Origin of the sequence: Pseudomonas anuradhapurensis (genome assembly GCF_014269225.2) — a bacterium.
Classification (GTDB): Bacteria; Pseudomonadota; Gammaproteobacteria; order Pseudomonadales; family Pseudomonadaceae; genus Aquipseudomonas; species Aquipseudomonas anuradhapurensis.
On record NZ_CP077097.1, the window covers coordinates 5,054,927 to 5,068,816 of the forward strand.

The window sequence follows — 13,890 nt, forward strand, 5'->3', positions numbered from 1 at the left end:
CCTGTGAGGCCGTAGTTGTCAGCCGGGGCTAAAAAAAACCGCCTTTTTCAAGGCGGTTTTTTCGTCTGCAGAATCAGCGCATCGAACGGCTAACCAGCCAGTCAATCCACCTTCTCGAACTTCAAATCCCAAACCCCATGCCCCAGCCGCTCGCCACGGCGTTCGAACTTGGTGATCGGGCGCTCTTCCGGGCGTGGCACATAGGTGCCGTCGGCCGCACGGTTGCGATAGCCCGGGGCAGCGCTCATCACTTCCAGCATGTACTCGGCATACGGCTCCCAGTCGGTAGCCATGTGGAACACGCCACCCGGCTTGAGCTTGCGCCGCACCAGCTCGGCGAACTCCAGCTGAACGATGCGCCGTTTGTGGTGGCGCGCTTTGTGCCATGGATCGGGGAAGAACAGCATCAGCCGGTCGAGGCTGTTGTCCGCCACGCAGCGGTTCAGCACTTCGATAGCATCGCAGTCATACACCCGCAGGTTCTTCAGCCCCTGGGTCAGCACGCCGTTGAGCAGCGCACCCACGCCTGGGCGGTGCACTTCCACACCGATGAAATCCTGCTCCGGCGCGGCAGCCGCCATTTCCAGCAGGGAATGGCCCATGCCGAAGCCGATCTCCAGGGTGCGCGGCGCCGAACGGCCGAACACCTGGTCGTAGTCCACCGGGCTGTCGGCCAACGGCAGGATGTACAGCGGGCCGCCCTGCTCCAGGCCGCGTTGCTGGCCTTCGGTCATGCGCCCGGCGCGCATCACGAAGCTCTTGATGCGGCGGTGCGGGCGGGCTTCGCCGTCAGGGGTGCTCGGCGTATCGTGCGATTCAGTCATCAGGGGCTCTTACTTGATCAGACCTTCCAGCGGCGAGGAGGCGCTGGCATAGAGTTTCTTCGGCATACGGCCGGCGAGGTAAGCCATGCGGCCGGCGACGATGGCGTGCTTCATGGCCTCGGCCATCAGCACCGGCTGCTGGGCGTGGGCAATGGCCGAGTTCATCAGCACCGCTTCGCAACCCATTTCCATGGCAATGGTGGCGTCGGAAGCAGTGCCCACGCCGGCATCGACCAGCACCGGCACCTTGGATTCTTCCAGGATGATCTGCAGGTTGTAGGGGTTGCAGATACCCAGGCCGGTACCGATCAGGCCAGCCAGGGGCATGACCGCGATGCAGCCGGCTTCGGCCAGCTGGCGGGCGATGATCGGGTCGTCGCTGGTGTAGACCATTACGTCGAAACCGTCCTTGACCAGCACTTCGGCGGCCTTGAGGGTTTCGATCACGTTGGGGAACAGGGTTTTCTGGTCAGCCAGTACTTCCAGCTTGACCAGGTTGTGGCCATCCAGCAGTTCACGTGCCAGGCGGCAGGTGCGCACGGCCTCGACCGCGTCGTAGCAGCCTGCGGTGTTTGGCAGGATGGTGTAACGGTCCGGTGGCAACACGTCGAGCAGGTTCGGCTCGCCCGGGTTCTGGCCGATGTTGGTCCGGCGCACGGCAACGGTGACGATTTCGGCACCCGAGGCCTCGATGGCCAGACGGGTTTCTTCCATGTCACGGTATTTGCCGGTACCGACCAGCAGGCGCGACTGGAAAGTACGCCCGGCCAGGGTGAAGGGCTTGTCGCTGCGAACATTGCTCATGGTTGTTCCTCGGGAAAAGGTTGCAGGGCTTGCAGGTGAACCGCCGGGCCGCAGTCAGCCGCCACCAATGGCGTGGACCACTTCGACCTGGTCGCCATCATTCAGCAGCGTAGTGTCGTGCTGGCTACGCGGCACGATGTCCAGGTTCAGCTCCACCGCGACGCGGCGCCCGGTCAGCTCCAGGCGGGCCAGCAGGGCCGCGACGGATTCGCCAGCGGGCAATTCGTAAGGTTCACCGTTCAGTTGAATGCGCATGCGCACGGCCACCATTGTGCTTTGGGGGGCACGCATTCTAGCGCCGAACCACCCCGCAACCCAAGGGCGGCGCGCGCCATTAGTCGCGATTGTGGACCACTCGGTCAGCCCAGCCGCCACGCCGCCAGGCCCAGGCACAACCAGCCGGCGAGGAAGCACAGCCCGCCAAGCGGGGTGATGATGCCGAGCTTGCCCAGGCCGCTGAGGGTGAGCAGGTACAGGCTGCCGGAGAACAGCACTATGCCCAGGGCAAACAGCGCGCCCGCCCAGCCGACCAGGCGCCCGGGCAGGTGGGCCGAGAGCACCGCGACAGCGAGGATCGCCAGGGCGTGCACCAGCTGGTAGGTCACACCGGTCTGGAAGATCGCCAGGTAGTCGGCTGTCAGCCGGCTTTTCAGGCCGTGAGCCGCAAAAGCGCCCAAGGCGACACCGGTAAAGCCGAAAAAGGCGGCGAGCATCAGGAAGCTGCGAAGCATGGGACGACTCCTTGGATCGGGTCTGTATAATGGCCCCTTCCACCCGTACGGCCAAGCCATCGCCATGCTGCCAACCCTTCTCCGCCGCCTCTCCCGTGCCCTGCTCTGGTTCGCTGCCGGCAGCATCGTGCTGGTGCTGGTGTTCCGCTGGGTGCCACCACCCGGCACAGCGCTGATGGTCGAGCGCAAAGTGCAGTCCTGGGTGAATGGCGAGCCGATCGACCTGCAGCGGGACTGGGAGCCTTGGGAGAACATCTCCGACGAGCTCAAGGTCGCGGTCATCGCTGGCGAGGACCAGAAGTTCGCCAACCACTGGGGCTTCGACATTCCGGCCATCCAGGCGGCGCTGGCCTACAACGAGCGTGGCGGCAGTATTCGTGGTGCCAGCACCCTGACCCAGCAAGTGGCCAAGAACCTGTTCCTGTGGTCCGGGCGCAGCTGGTTGCGCAAAGGGCTGGAGGCGTGGTTCACCGCGCTGATCGAGCTGTTCTGGTCGAAGGAACGGATTCTCGAGGTCTACCTGAACAGCGCCGAATGGGGCAAGGGCGTATTCGGCGCCCAGGCGGCGGCGCGTTATCACTTTGGCGTCGATGCCAGCCGGCTCAGCCGCCAGCAGGCGGCGCAGCTGGCGGCCGTGCTGCCAAGCCCGATCAAGTGGAGTGCCAGTCGGCCGAGCGCCTATGTGGCCAGCCGGGCCGGATGGATTCGGCGGCAGATGAGCCAGCTGGGTGGCCCCAGCTATCTGATGCAGCTCGACACTTCGCGCAAGCCTTGAGGGCTCTTCGCGGGCGCGCCCGCGAAGAGGCCTTCAAGGCTTGCGCAAAAAAAAGCCGCTCACCCTATCTGGGCCAGCGGCTTTTCCTTGCAGTCAGGGCTCGATCAGGCCGCGATCAATGCCTTGACCTTGTTCATCGCATTCTTCTCCAGCTGGCGAATCCGCTCAGCCGAAACGCTGTACTTGTCCGCCAACTCATGCAGCGTGGCCTTCTCTTCCGCCAGCCAGCGCTGGTACAGAATGTCGCGGCTACGCTCGTCCAACCCTTGCAGCGCTTCGTGCAGGTTGCTGGTGGAGTTGTCGCTCCAGTCGGCATCCTCCAGCTGCATCGCCGGGTCGTAGCGGTGGTCTTCCAGGTAGTGCGCAGGCGACTGGAAGGCGCTGTCGTCGTCAGCTTCCGCTGCTGGGTCGAAGGCCATGTCCTGGCCGCTCAGGCGGCTTTCCATCTCGCGCACTTCACGCGGTTCAACGCCCAGGCTTTCCGCCACGCGGTGCACTTCGTCGTTGCTCAGCCAGGCCAGACGCTTCTTCTGGCTGCGCAGGTTGAAGAACAGCTTGCGCTGGGCCTTGGTAGTGGCCACCTTGACGATGCGCCAGTTGCGCAGGATGAACTCGTGGATCTCCGCCTTGATCCAGTGCACGGCGAACGACACCAGGCGCACACCCATTTCCGGGTTGAAGCGCTTGACGGCTTTCATCAGGCCGACGTTGCCTTCCTGGATCAGGTCGGCCTGGGCCAGCCCGTAGCCGGCGTAGCTGCGGGCGATATGTACGACGAAACGCAGGTGGGCCATCACCATCTGGCGAGCGGCCTCGACATCCTGCTCATAATAGAGACGCTCGCCCAGATCACGCTCCTGCTCGACCGTCAGCAGCGGAATGCTGTTGACCGTGTGCACGTAGGCTTCCAGGTTTGCACCGGGTACCAGGGCATAGGCAGGTTGCAACGATGTGGTCATTCAAGAACCTCCGACTTACCAGACTCGCACCTTGTGGGCGCTGCCAACATTGACCTGGAACGACGGTACAAGTTCCATAGTGAAGAATTTGTCAATGCTGGCACTTAAAAACTATCGCGGCGCCAGCTCGTTCAGGTGGCGGGCGACTGCAATCCATGCACCGATATACCCCAACAGCACCGCTCCGATCAAGAGCGACAGACCATCGGACACCGGCACCCCGCCCAGGGCGAAGTCGCTGCCATACAGGCCAGAAAGCCCTACCACCGCCTCGTTCAGCCAGTTCAGGCCAAACGCCAGGATACCCCACGCCAGCAGGCCTGCGCCCAGCCCATAGAGGGCTCCCATGTACAGGAAAGGCCGGCGCACGTAGGCGTCGGTGCCACCGACCAGCTTGATCACTTCGATCTCGGTGCGACGGTTTTCAATATGTAGCCGAATTGTGTTACCGATTACTAACAGCAAGGCAGAAATCAGCATCACGGCCAGGCCGAAGACGAAACGGTCACCCAGCTTGAGGATCGCCGCCAGGCGCTCGACCCACAGCAGGTCGAGCTGCGCCACCTCTACCCGTGGCAGCTCGGACAAGCGCTGACGCAAGGCTTCCAGCGCCGGTTTGTCGACCTCGGTCGGGGTCACCACGACCACGCCTGGCAGCGGGTTGTCGGGCAGTTCACGCAGGGCTTCACCCAGGCCGGACTGCTGCTGGAATTCCTCCAGCGCCTGCTCGCGGCTGACATACAGTGCGTCAGCCACACCGGGCATGCCCTTGATCTCGTCGCGCAGCGCCTCACCTTCGCGGCTGCCGGCGTCGAGCTTGAGGTACAGCGAAATCTGCGCGGCGCGCTGCCACGAGCCGCCAAGCTTTTCGACGTTCTTCAGCAGTAGCGACAGGCCCATGGGCATGCTCAGCGCTACCGCCATTACCAGGCAGGTGAAGAAGCTGCCGATCGGCTGCTTGCCCAGACGGCGCAGGCTGTCGGCCAGGCTGGCACGGTGGCTTTCCAGCCAGGCATGCAGCAGCGTGCGGAAATCCGGGCCGTCATCGTCATCACCGTGTTTTTTCTTTGCCGGTTGCGGATCGGCCGGTTTCGGCGCAACCCGCTCGGAAACTTTAGGTGTGCGTGTAGTGGTCATTGCCCGGCCTCCCCATCGCCGATCAAGCGACCGCGCTGCAAGGTCAGCATGCGGTGGCGCATGCGCGCAATCAGTGCCAGGTCGTGGCTGGCGATCAATACCGTGGTGCCCAGGCGGTTGATGTCCTCGAACACGCCCATGATCTCCGCGGCCAGGCGCGGGTCGAGGTTACCGGTGGGTTCGTCGGCCAGCAGCAGGGCCGGCTGATGCACGATGGCGCGGGCGATACCCACCCGCTGTTGCTGGCCGGTGGACAGGTCGGCCGGGAACAGCTCGCCTTTGTCGGCCAGCGACACGCGCTCCAGGGCCGAATCCACGCGTTTGGCGACCTCGGCCTTGGACAAGCCGAGAATCTGCAGCGGCAAGGCGATGTTGTTGAACACCGTGCGGTCGAACAACAGCTGATGGTTCTGGAATACCACGCCAATCTGCCGACGCAGGAACGGGATCTGTGCGTTGCTGATCTGCCCCAGGTCCTGCCCGGCCAGCATCAGCTTGCCGCTGGTGGGGCGTTCCATGGCCAGCAGCAGACGCAGCAAGGTACTTTTGCCAGCCCCGGAGTGGCCGGTGACGAACAGGAATTCGCCCCGGCGCGCCCGGAAACTCAGCTCATGCAAACCCACATGACCATTGGGATAACGCTTGGCAACCTGTTCGAATCTGATCATGGTCAGTCTCGCTCGGCGAACAGAGCCTTGACGAACGGCTCGGCTTCGAAGGTGCGCAGGTCGTCGATGCCTTCACCGACACCGATGAAACGGATCGGCAGCTTGAACTGCTTGGCCAGGGCGAAGATCACCCCGCCCTTGGCAGTGCCGTCCAGCTTGGTCAAGGCCAGGCCGGTCAGTTCGACGCTCTGGTTGAAATACTTGGCCTGGCTGATGGCGTTCTGGCCGGTGCCGGCATCCAGCACCAGCAGCACCTCGTGCGGCGCTTCGGCATCGAGCTTGCCGATAACCCGACGGACCTTCTTCAGTTCTTCCATCAGGTTGTCTTTGGTATGCAGGCGGCCGGCAGTGTCAGCGATCAGCACGTCGACGCCACGGGCCTTGGCGGCCTGCACGGCGTCGAAGATCACCGAGGCAGAGTCGGCCCCGGTGTGCTGGGCGATTACCGGGATCTGGTTGCGCTCGCCCCACACCTGCAACTGCTCGACCGCTGCGGCACGGAAGGTGTCGCCGGCGGCCAGCATCACTTTCTTGCCTTCAAGCTGCAGTTTCTTCGCCAGTTTGCCGATCGTGGTGGTCTTGCCGGCGCCGTTCACGCCAACCACCAGAATCACGTAGGGCTTGTTCTGCGCCTGGACCACCAGCGGCTGTTCTACCGGGCGCAACAGCGCAGCAAGTTCTTCCTGCAGCGACTTGTACAGGGCATCGGCATCGGCCAGCTGCTTGCGGGCGACCTTCTGGGTCAGGTTCTGGACGATGGTCGAGGTCGCTTCCACGCCGACGTCGGCAGTCAGCAGGCGGGTTTCGATTTCGTCGAGCAGGTCGTCATCGATGACCTTCTTGCCCAGGAACAGGCTGGCCATGCCCTCGCCGATGCTGGCGCTGGTCTTCGACAGGCCCTGCTTGAGGCGTGCGAAGAAGCCGGGCTTGGCCTGCTCGGTCGGTGCAGGTGCAGGTTCGACCGGCGCTGCGGCCGCAGCCACAGGAGCGGAGGGTTCTGGCGCAGGGCGTTCCGGGATGGCAGGCGGGGCCTTCGGCTCCAGGTCCGGCACCAACGCCACAGGTTCTTCGGCAACCGGCAATACCAGGTTGCTGACCGGCGCGACAGGTTCCACCGCCGCAGCAGGCTCGACCGGAGCCGCCTGCAAGGGTACCGACGCAACCGGCTGCGGCGTTGGTGCAACCAGTGGCTGGGAAGCGACCGGCTCCGGCGCGGGGGCCTGCAATGGCTGGGAGGCGACCGGTTCGGGTGCCGGCGCCTGGGCTACCGGGGGTTGGGCTGCTTCGGCGACCTGCTGCGGCTCGACCGGCACTGGGGCCGCAGCGGCCTGAGCGGGCTCTGTGGCCAGCGGCGCTTCGGCGGCAGGGGCCTCTACCGGAGCGGCAGCAGGCTGCTCGACGGCGTGGGTTTCATTCGCGGGCGAGCCCGCCCCCACGGGTTGCTGCGGCTTCTTGCGAAACCAGCTGAACAGGCCTTTCTTCTCACCAGCCTCGGCCGGTGCTTTTTTGTCGTCGTTGGAACCAAACATGGAAGACGGCTATCTCAGGGTAGCGATGGGCCAGCTACGGCGCATCGGGAATTCTCTCTACGCAGAACAGACTATCTTGAAGCCGGCTGGTTCATGCGCAACGTTTTGTCTTGATGTCCTGTGGGCCAGAACGGCGACAGGCATGGTCGCCAGGCAACCGGATCAGTATCCTAGCACCTCCTGGCCCGCCGACGCTAAACCCAGCGGGCCGCCGAACAGGTTAAACACCGTATGAATGCTCTAGCCCGCCGTGCCGCAGGCCTGTTGCTCGGCACGCTCTGCCTGCCGCTCGCAGCCTTTGCCGCCGATGTGCAACCCACCCACGAGTTCATCCTCGACAACGGCCTGAAAGTGGTCGTGCGCGAAGACCATCGCGCCCCGGTGGCCGTCTCGCAGATCTGGTACAAGGTTGGCTCCAGCTACGAAACCCCGGGCCAGACCGGCTTGTCCCACGCGCTGGAACACATGATGTTCAAAGGCAGCGCCAAGGTTGGTCCTGGCGAGGCATCGCGCATCCTGCGCGACATCGGTGCCGAGGAAAACGCCTTCACCAGCGATGACTACACCGCCTATTACCAGGTGCTGGCCCGTGACCGCCTGCCGGTGGCCCTGGAGCTGGAGGCCGACCGCCTGGCCAGCCTGCGCCTGCCTGCCGACGAGTTCAGCCGCGAAATCGAGGTAATCAAGGAAGAACGCCGCCTGCGCACCGACGACCAGCCCAACGCCAAGGCATTCGAACTGTTCCGCGCCATGGCCTACCCGGCCAGCGGCTATCACACGCCGACCATCGGCTGGATGGCCGACCTCGAGCGTATGAAGGTCGAGGAGCTGCGCCACTGGTATGAATCCTGGTACGCCCCCAACAATGCCACCCTGGTCGTCGTGGGCGACGTCACTGTCGACGAGGTCAAGGGCCTGGCGCAGAAGTACTTCGGCAGCATCCCCAGGCGTGCCGTGCCGGCGGCCAAGTTGCCCCTGGAACTGGCCGAACCCGGCCAGCGCCAGCTGACCCTGCACGTACGCACCCAACTGCCCAGCTTGATCTACGGTTTCAACGTCCCCGGCCTGGCCACAGCCAAGGACCCGCGCACGGTGCATTCCCTGCGCCTGATCTCGGCGCTGCTCGACGGCGGCTACAGCGCGCGCATGCCGGCGCGCCTGGAGCGTGGCCAGGAACTGGTGGCCGGCGCTTCGTCCAGCTACAACGCCTTCACCCGCGGCGACAGCCTATTCCTGGTTTCGGCCACACCGAACGTGCAGAAGCACAAGTCCCTGGCGGACGTGGAACAGGGCATCTGGCAGCTGCTGGATGAGCTCAAGACCACCCCACCCAGCACCGAGGAACTCGAGCGCGTGCGCGCCCAGGTCATCGCCGGCCTGGTCTACGACCGTGATTCCATCAGCAGCCAGGCCACCACCATCGGCCAGCTGGAAACCGTCGGGCTGTCCTGGAAGCTGATCGACAGCGAACTGGACGAACTCGAGCGCGTTACTCCGCAAGACATCCAGAACGCAGCGCGCAGCTACTTCACCCGCGAACGCCTGAGCGTTGCCCATGTATTGCCCGAGGAGTCCGCTAATGAGTGACCGCCGCGCCCCGCGCCCAACCCTGCTGACCACCGGCATCCGTGCCCTGGCGCTGGCGGCCGTGCTGGCCGGCCCGGCCATGGCCGACGACCTCGCCAAGGCCGAAAGCAACGCCGCACGCCCGGCCAACACCCTGCAGTCGCTGGCCGAGCTGGATGGCAAGGCACCCAGCCGGCGCCAGCTGAACATCCAGCACTGGAACACCGCCGAAGGCGCGCGGGTGCTGTTCGTCGAAGCCCGCGAGCTGCCGATGTTCGACCTGCGTGTCACCTTCGCCGCCGGCAGCAGTCAGGATGGCGGCGTGCCAGGCCTGGCCGCCCTGACCAACGCCATGCTCAACGAAGGCGTGGCCGGCAAGGACGTGACAGCGATTGCCGAAGGCTTCGAAAGCCTGGGCGCAGACTTTGGCAACGGCTCCTACCGCGACATGGCGGTGGCTTCGCTGCGCAGCCTCAGCGCCAAGGACAAGCGTGAACCGGCCTTGAAGCTGTTTACCGAGGTGGCCGGCAAACCGACCTTCCCGGAAGATGCGCTCAAGCGCATCAAGAACCAGATGCTGGCCGGCTTCGAATACGACAAGCAGAACCCCGGCAAGATCGCTGGCAAGGCGCTGTTCGCCAACCTTTACGGCGAGCATCCCTATGCCCACCCAAGCGACGGCACTGCCGAAGGCATCAAGGGCATAAGCTTGGCACAATTGCGTGCCTTCCATGCCAAGGCCTACACCGGCGGCAATGCGGTCATCGCCCTGGTCGGCGACCTCAGCCGCGCCGAAGCCGAAAGCATCGCTGCCCAAGTGTCCGCAGGCCTGCCCAGGGGCCCGGCGCTGCCAGCACCGCCCCAACCCACTGAAACGCATGCAACCCTGAACCACATTGACTTCCCGACTACGCAAACCCACCTGATGCTGGCGACACTCGGTATAGACCGCCAGGACCCGGACTGGCCAGCGCTGTCGCTGGGCAACCAGATCCTCGGTGGTGGGGCCTTCGGTACCCGGCTGATGAGCGAGGTGCGTGAAAAGCGCGGCCTGACCTACGGGGTATACTCGGCGTTCAGCCCGATGCAGGTCCGCGGGCCATTCATGATCAACCTGCAAACCCGTGCCGAGCTCAGCGAGGGTACGCTCAAGCTGGTGCAAGGCATTCTCACCGAATACCTCAAGACCGGCCCCACCCAGCAGGAGCTGGACGACGCCAAGCGCGAGCTGGCCGGCAGCTTCCCGCTGTCCAATGCCAGCAATGCCAGCATCGTCGGCCAGCTGGGTGCCATTGGTTTCTACAACCTGCCGCTGACCTGGCTGGAGGACTTCATGCAGCAGTCCCAGGCGCTCACCGTCGAACAGGTCAGGGCAGCCATGAACAAACACCTGTCAGCGGATAAACTGGTGATGGTCACCGTTGGCCCGAAAGTGCCACAAAAGCCGCTGCCAGCACCTACTGACAAACCCTCCGAGCAAGCGCTCGGGGTACCGGAGCACTAATGCCGAGATCCACCCCTCCCGCCCGCCCGCAACCGGGCCAGAGCAAGGGCCAGGGCCACCTGCGCATCATCGCTGGCGAGTGGCGCAGCCGCCGCCTGGCGGTGCCGGACGGCGAAGGCCTGCGGCCAACACCCGACCGTGTGCGCGAAACCCTGTTCAATTGGCTGGCGCCCTATATTGAAGGCGCCCGGGTACTCGACGCCTTCACCGGTAGCGGCGCCCTGGTGCTCGAAGCCTTGTCCCGCGGGGCCGAGGACGCCGTGGCGCTGGACAGCAACCCGGCCGCCATCGCCAACCTGAAGAACAACCTCGAAATCCTCCGCTGCCCACGCGGGCAGATCCTGCAGACCGATGCCCTGCGCTACCTGCAGAACCCGGCCAAGCAACAGTTCGACGTGGTGTTCCTCGATCCGCCGTTCCATCAGGACCTGCTGGCCAACACCTGCAACCTGCTGGAGCAGAACCAGTGGCTACATCAACAGGCCTGGGTCTACACCGAAAGCGAAACCGCGCCGTCGACCTTGCAGCTTCCCGGTAACTGGCGCCTGCACCGCGAGAAGAAAACCGGCCAGGTGTACTACGCACTCTGGCAGCGGGGCTGACCGGCTAACCGCAAGCTGGCGTATTTAGTTACCGCCAAGCCATCCGCACCCTGGTTGAAGCTGCTCCCTCTTCTTGCAGGAGCACTTCAACCATGACCGATCGTTCCTCTCCGCCCGCAGCAGCGAGCACGGTGCAATCATTCAGCCTCGATAACGGCTTGCGCATCTACCTGCGTGAAGACCATCGCGCCCCGCTGGTCAGTGTGCAGCTTTGGTATCACGTTGGGTCCAGTTATGAACCGCAAGGCCACACAGGCCTGTCTCACGCCCTGGAACATCTACTTTTCGAAGGCAGCAGCAAACTAGCGCCAGGCGAGTATTCGGCCCTCATGACCCGCCTGGGCGGCAATCCCAATGCATTCACCACCTGGGATGCCACTGTGTTCCCGCTCACATTACCGGCCAGCCGCGTGGCAGTCGCCCTCGAGGCCATGGCTGATGTCATGGCCAGCGCCACCCTCAGCGATACACCTTTTGCCAGGGAACTGGCCGTGGTGATGGCCGAACGGCGCAAAAATGTCGATAGCAACGCTCTGGCGCTCGCGCTGGAGCATCATCACTTGCTGGCCTATGGCGATTTCGGCTATGGCTCGCCGGTGATCGGCCACAAGGCAGATCTCGAGCATATAACCCCGGCAGCAGCACGAACCTGGTATAGAACCTGGTACCACCCCAACAACGCCACGCTGGCGGTGGCCGGCGACATCAGCCTGGCGCAACTGCAAGCACTCGTGAATAGGTACTTTGCTGAAATACCTGCCCACCGTATTCCCGAGCAACAGGTACCAATGGCGCCCTCTAACCTGGCCAGGCGCCACCAAACGCTGCGCCTGCCAGGCCTCTATACCGGTGCGCTCCTTGGTTTCAACCTGCCCAGTCAATGCACCGCAGGTTCGGACTCCCAAGCCTATGCGTTGCGGTTGCTGCCTGAAATCCTTGCCGATGGGCGGGCCAGCAGGCTGAAACGGCTGCTGGTGCAGGACGAGCCGCTGCTTCAGGGCCTGCGCGCGGACTATGAACCCTGGCAACGCGGCGACAGCATGTTTGCCCTTTACGCCTTATGCAGCCCGCACGTAGCACCGGAAGCCGCAGCCGAACGACTGATGCTCGAAATCGGCGCGTTTCGTCAGGCCGCCCCCGCCAAACAAGACCTCGAGCGAGCCAAGGCACGGCTGCTGGCCAGGCAACTGTTTGAACGAGACGCCATCGACAGACAGGCCTTTGCTATCGGCAAGCAGGCAGCCTGCGGGCTGGACCCGGTTGCCCTGGATGACGAACGTCAAGCCATAGAAGCTGTAACAGCCGAACAGGTGGGCCAGGCCGCCTATGCCTACCTTACCGAATCGCGAGCGACCATGACCTTCATGCATTCCAAGGAGAGCGCTCATGCATGACTCCCTTCCGCCCCCCCAACAGCCAGCCGTAGCCAGCAGCGTCGGTAGCAACTTGCAGTCCACCCAAGGCCTTGACCTGGACAGCTTCGAAACCTTGAACACGCCGGTCCGCTCCTGGACCACGATGAGCGGCACAGCGGTAAAGTTCATCGAGGCCCATGGGCTGCCAATTGTCGATGTCGTATTGCGTTTCAGGGCTGGCACCAGCCAGGACACCGATCAGTCCGGCCTGGCGGCCCTGACGTTCTACATGCTTGACGAGGGCAGCCAACGGCATACAACTACTGAACATGCAGAGCAGCTGGAACGCCTCGGCGCAATTACCGAACGAGAGATACGCCTGGAGCATGCCACGCTCAGTTTGCGCAGCCTTGCCGACCCCTCGAGGTTCGACGCGGCCTTGGAGCTGTTCATCGATCTGGTCGCCAACCCCGCACTACAGCCGCCTGCCCTGGAAAAGATAAAACCACAATTACTACACCTGAATACCTCGCGCGAACGGCAGCCTGGCGTAAAGGCTCGCAACGAGACGTTCCGCCATATGTTCAATGGCCATCCTTATGGCAATCGTGTGGGCAGTACCCCGCAGGGTATTGAATCGGTAACCGTGGATGATCTGCGCCGGTTCCATCAACGCGCCTATGCTGCCAGCAATCTTGAGGTGGTCATGGTAGGGGACCTTTCCTTGAGCGAAGCCCAAGCCATCGCTCAGCGGATCAGCCAGGCCCTGCCGCAAGGTTGGACAGCCGCTGAACTGCCTGCCGTACCGGCGGTAACCAGTGCAACCATCAACATCCAGCAGCCCGGTACGAGCAGCGCAACGTTACTAGCCCTGCCGATGAACGTGCCTGCCAGCGACCCTGAGTTTTTGCCCTTGATATTAGCCAGCGAAGTCTTCGCAGGGGGTTACGAGGCTCGTTTGATGATGGAACTGCGCCAACGTCGCGGCCTGACCTACGGTATCTACAGCACGATAGTGCCCCTCAGCGCGGGAGGATTGTTTGCCGTTGAATGGGAAATCGCGCCGCAATACGTCCAAGCTTCCCAGGCTCTGGTGGAAACCTTGCTGCGTGAGTTCATCGACGAAGGGCCAAGCCAGGTGGAATTGCAGCTCGCCCGCAAGCGGCTGGCCGGGGACCTGCTGCGTGCCGCTGCTCAAAACCAGAGCCTGGCAGCCTTGCTCAGCGAGATCTCCCATCAACGCCAGCCCGCCGATCATCTGAACACCTACGTCGAGCGCATCAGGGCGATCACAGCGGAGGAAGTTCGCTCGGTCATGCGACGCCGGCTTGACCCCAATCAAAAAGTACTGGTGAGTGTCGGCCCTGGCGTCGAGCAGCAACCGCTACCGCCTACCGACCAATAGCGCAGGTACAGTGGCGCTGTTTCATGGCACT

The 13,890-nt window shown here is 63.7% G+C and carries 14 protein-coding genes; 6 read left to right on the forward strand and 8 right to left on the reverse strand.

All coding sequences use genetic code 11. The annotated features are described in order from the left end of the window. Positions 1-101: 101 nt before the first annotated feature. The 4 genes from trmB to HU763_RS23055 all read right to left on the reverse strand — a co-directional run bounded on the left by trmB (position 102) and on the right by HU763_RS23055 (position 2,359). Positions 102-824 carry a tRNA (guanosine(46)-N7)-methyltransferase TrmB gene (trmB, locus tag HU763_RS23040; protein ID WP_170033409.1) on the reverse strand — a complete coding sequence of 241 codons (723 nt, stop codon included), beginning with the start codon at positions 822-824 and terminating at the stop codon, positions 102-104. 9 nt (positions 825-833) lie between these two features. Beyond that, positions 834-1,628, reverse strand: coding sequence for a thiazole synthase (locus HU763_RS23045; protein WP_043208630.1), 795 nt, complete (start codon positions 1,626-1,628; stop codon positions 834-836). A 54-nt stretch (positions 1,629-1,682) separates the two neighbouring features. Next, positions 1,683-1,883 carry a sulfur carrier protein ThiS gene (thiS, locus tag HU763_RS23050; protein WP_170033411.1) on the reverse strand — a complete coding sequence of 67 codons (201 nt, stop codon included), beginning with the start codon at positions 1,881-1,883 and terminating at the stop codon, positions 1,683-1,685. A gap of 104 nt (positions 1,884-1,987) precedes the next feature. Further along, a complete protein-coding gene (locus HU763_RS23055; RefSeq protein ID WP_170033413.1) occupies positions 1,988-2,359 on the reverse strand; it encodes a DUF423 domain-containing protein in 372 nt (123 codons plus the stop codon). Between the two features lie 64 nt (positions 2,360-2,423). On the opposite strand from HU763_RS23055, the gene mtgA reads away from it, so the two are divergent. Continuing rightward, on the forward strand, positions 2,424-3,134 hold the full coding sequence (mtgA, locus tag HU763_RS23060; RefSeq protein ID WP_186684225.1) for a monofunctional biosynthetic peptidoglycan transglycosylase: 711 nt from the start codon (positions 2,424-2,426) through the stop codon (positions 3,132-3,134). 104 nt (positions 3,135-3,238) lie between these two features. On the opposite strand, the gene rpoH is transcribed toward mtgA, so the two are convergent. The 4 genes from rpoH to ftsY all read right to left on the reverse strand — a co-directional run bounded on the left by rpoH (position 3,239) and on the right by ftsY (position 7,427). Next, a complete protein-coding gene (gene rpoH, locus HU763_RS23065; protein WP_170033417.1) occupies positions 3,239-4,093 on the reverse strand; it encodes an RNA polymerase sigma factor RpoH in 855 nt (284 codons plus the stop codon). A gap of 111 nt (positions 4,094-4,204) precedes the next feature. Then, a complete protein-coding gene (gene ftsX / locus HU763_RS23070; protein WP_186684224.1) occupies positions 4,205-5,230 on the reverse strand; it encodes a permease-like cell division protein FtsX in 1,026 nt (341 codons plus the stop codon). Next, positions 5,227-5,898, reverse strand: a complete 672-nt coding sequence (ftsE, locus tag HU763_RS23075; RefSeq protein WP_056794328.1) for a cell division ATP-binding protein FtsE — start codon at positions 5,896-5,898, stop codon at positions 5,227-5,229. The genes ftsX and ftsE overlap by 4 nt, the downstream gene beginning before the upstream one ends. Before the next feature lie 2 nt (positions 5,899-5,900). Next, positions 5,901-7,427, reverse strand: coding sequence for a signal recognition particle-docking protein FtsY (gene ftsY, locus HU763_RS23080; RefSeq protein ID WP_186684223.1), 1,527 nt, complete (start codon positions 7,425-7,427; stop codon positions 5,901-5,903). A 231-nt stretch (positions 7,428-7,658) separates the two neighbouring features. On the opposite strand from ftsY, the gene HU763_RS23085 reads away from it, so the two are divergent. The 5 genes from HU763_RS23085 to HU763_RS23105 all read left to right on the forward strand — a co-directional run bounded on the left by HU763_RS23085 (position 7,659) and on the right by HU763_RS23105 (position 13,859). Beyond that, entirely contained in the window at positions 7,659-9,014 is a 1,356-nt protein-coding gene (locus HU763_RS23085) for a M16 family metallopeptidase (protein WP_186684222.1), read from the forward strand. Continuing rightward, a complete protein-coding gene (locus HU763_RS23090; RefSeq protein ID WP_186684220.1) occupies positions 9,007-10,497 on the forward strand; it encodes a M16 family metallopeptidase in 1,491 nt (496 codons plus the stop codon). Before HU763_RS23085 ends, HU763_RS23090 begins: the two co-directional genes overlap by 8 nt. Further along, positions 10,497-11,099 (forward strand): 16S rRNA (guanine(966)-N(2))-methyltransferase RsmD, encoded by a 603-nt coding sequence (gene rsmD / locus HU763_RS23095; protein WP_186684218.1) that lies wholly within the window; start codon positions 10,497-10,499, stop codon positions 11,097-11,099. Before HU763_RS23090 ends, rsmD begins: the two co-directional genes overlap by 1 nt. A gap of 92 nt (positions 11,100-11,191) precedes the next feature. Then, positions 11,192-12,493, forward strand: a complete 1,302-nt coding sequence (locus HU763_RS23100) for a M16 family metallopeptidase (RefSeq protein ID WP_186684216.1) — start codon at positions 11,192-11,194, stop codon at positions 12,491-12,493. After that, complete coding sequence (locus HU763_RS23105; protein WP_186684214.1) at positions 12,486-13,859, forward strand: M16 family metallopeptidase; 1,374 nt, start codon at positions 12,486-12,488, stop codon at positions 13,857-13,859. The genes HU763_RS23100 and HU763_RS23105 overlap by 8 nt, the downstream gene beginning before the upstream one ends. Positions 13,860-13,890 lie beyond the last annotated feature (31 nt).

What these genes read in the sequence shown, in the direction of transcription:
- trmB (WP_170033409.1), bottom strand. Translation starts at nt 824, where the DNA reads ATGACTGAATCGCACGATACGCCGAGCACCCCTGACGGCGAAGCCCGC.
- HU763_RS23045 (WP_043208630.1), bottom strand. Translation starts at nt 1,628, where the DNA reads ATGAGCAATGTTCGCAGCGACAAGCCCTTCACCCTGGCCGGGCGTACT.
- thiS (WP_170033411.1), bottom strand. Translation starts at nt 1,883, where the DNA reads ATGCGCATTCAACTGAACGGTGAACCTTACGAATTGCCCGCTGGCGAA.
- HU763_RS23055 (WP_170033413.1), bottom strand. Translation starts at nt 2,359, where the DNA reads ATGCTTCGCAGCTTCCTGATGCTCGCCGCCTTTTTCGGCTTTACCGGT.
- mtgA (WP_186684225.1), top strand. Translation starts at nt 2,424, where the DNA reads ATGCTGCCAACCCTTCTCCGCCGCCTCTCCCGTGCCCTGCTCTGGTTC.
- rpoH (WP_170033417.1), bottom strand. Translation starts at nt 4,093, where the DNA reads ATGACCACATCGTTGCAACCTGCCTATGCCCTGGTACCCGGTGCAAAC.
- ftsX (WP_186684224.1), bottom strand. Translation starts at nt 5,230, where the DNA reads ATGACCACTACACGCACACCTAAAGTTTCCGAGCGGGTTGCGCCGAAA.
- ftsE (WP_056794328.1), bottom strand. Translation starts at nt 5,898, where the DNA reads ATGATCAGATTCGAACAGGTTGCCAAGCGTTATCCCAATGGTCATGTG.
- ftsY (WP_186684223.1), bottom strand. Translation starts at nt 7,427, where the DNA reads ATGTTTGGTTCCAACGACGACAAAAAAGCACCGGCCGAGGCTGGTGAG.
- HU763_RS23085 (WP_186684222.1), top strand. Translation starts at nt 7,659, where the DNA reads ATGAATGCTCTAGCCCGCCGTGCCGCAGGCCTGTTGCTCGGCACGCTC.
- HU763_RS23090 (WP_186684220.1), top strand. Translation starts at nt 9,007, where the DNA reads ATGAGTGACCGCCGCGCCCCGCGCCCAACCCTGCTGACCACCGGCATC.
- rsmD (WP_186684218.1), top strand. Translation starts at nt 10,497, where the DNA reads ATGCCGAGATCCACCCCTCCCGCCCGCCCGCAACCGGGCCAGAGCAAG.
- HU763_RS23100 (WP_186684216.1), top strand. Translation starts at nt 11,192, where the DNA reads ATGACCGATCGTTCCTCTCCGCCCGCAGCAGCGAGCACGGTGCAATCA.
- HU763_RS23105 (WP_186684214.1), top strand. Translation starts at nt 12,486, where the DNA reads ATGCATGACTCCCTTCCGCCCCCCCAACAGCCAGCCGTAGCCAGCAGC.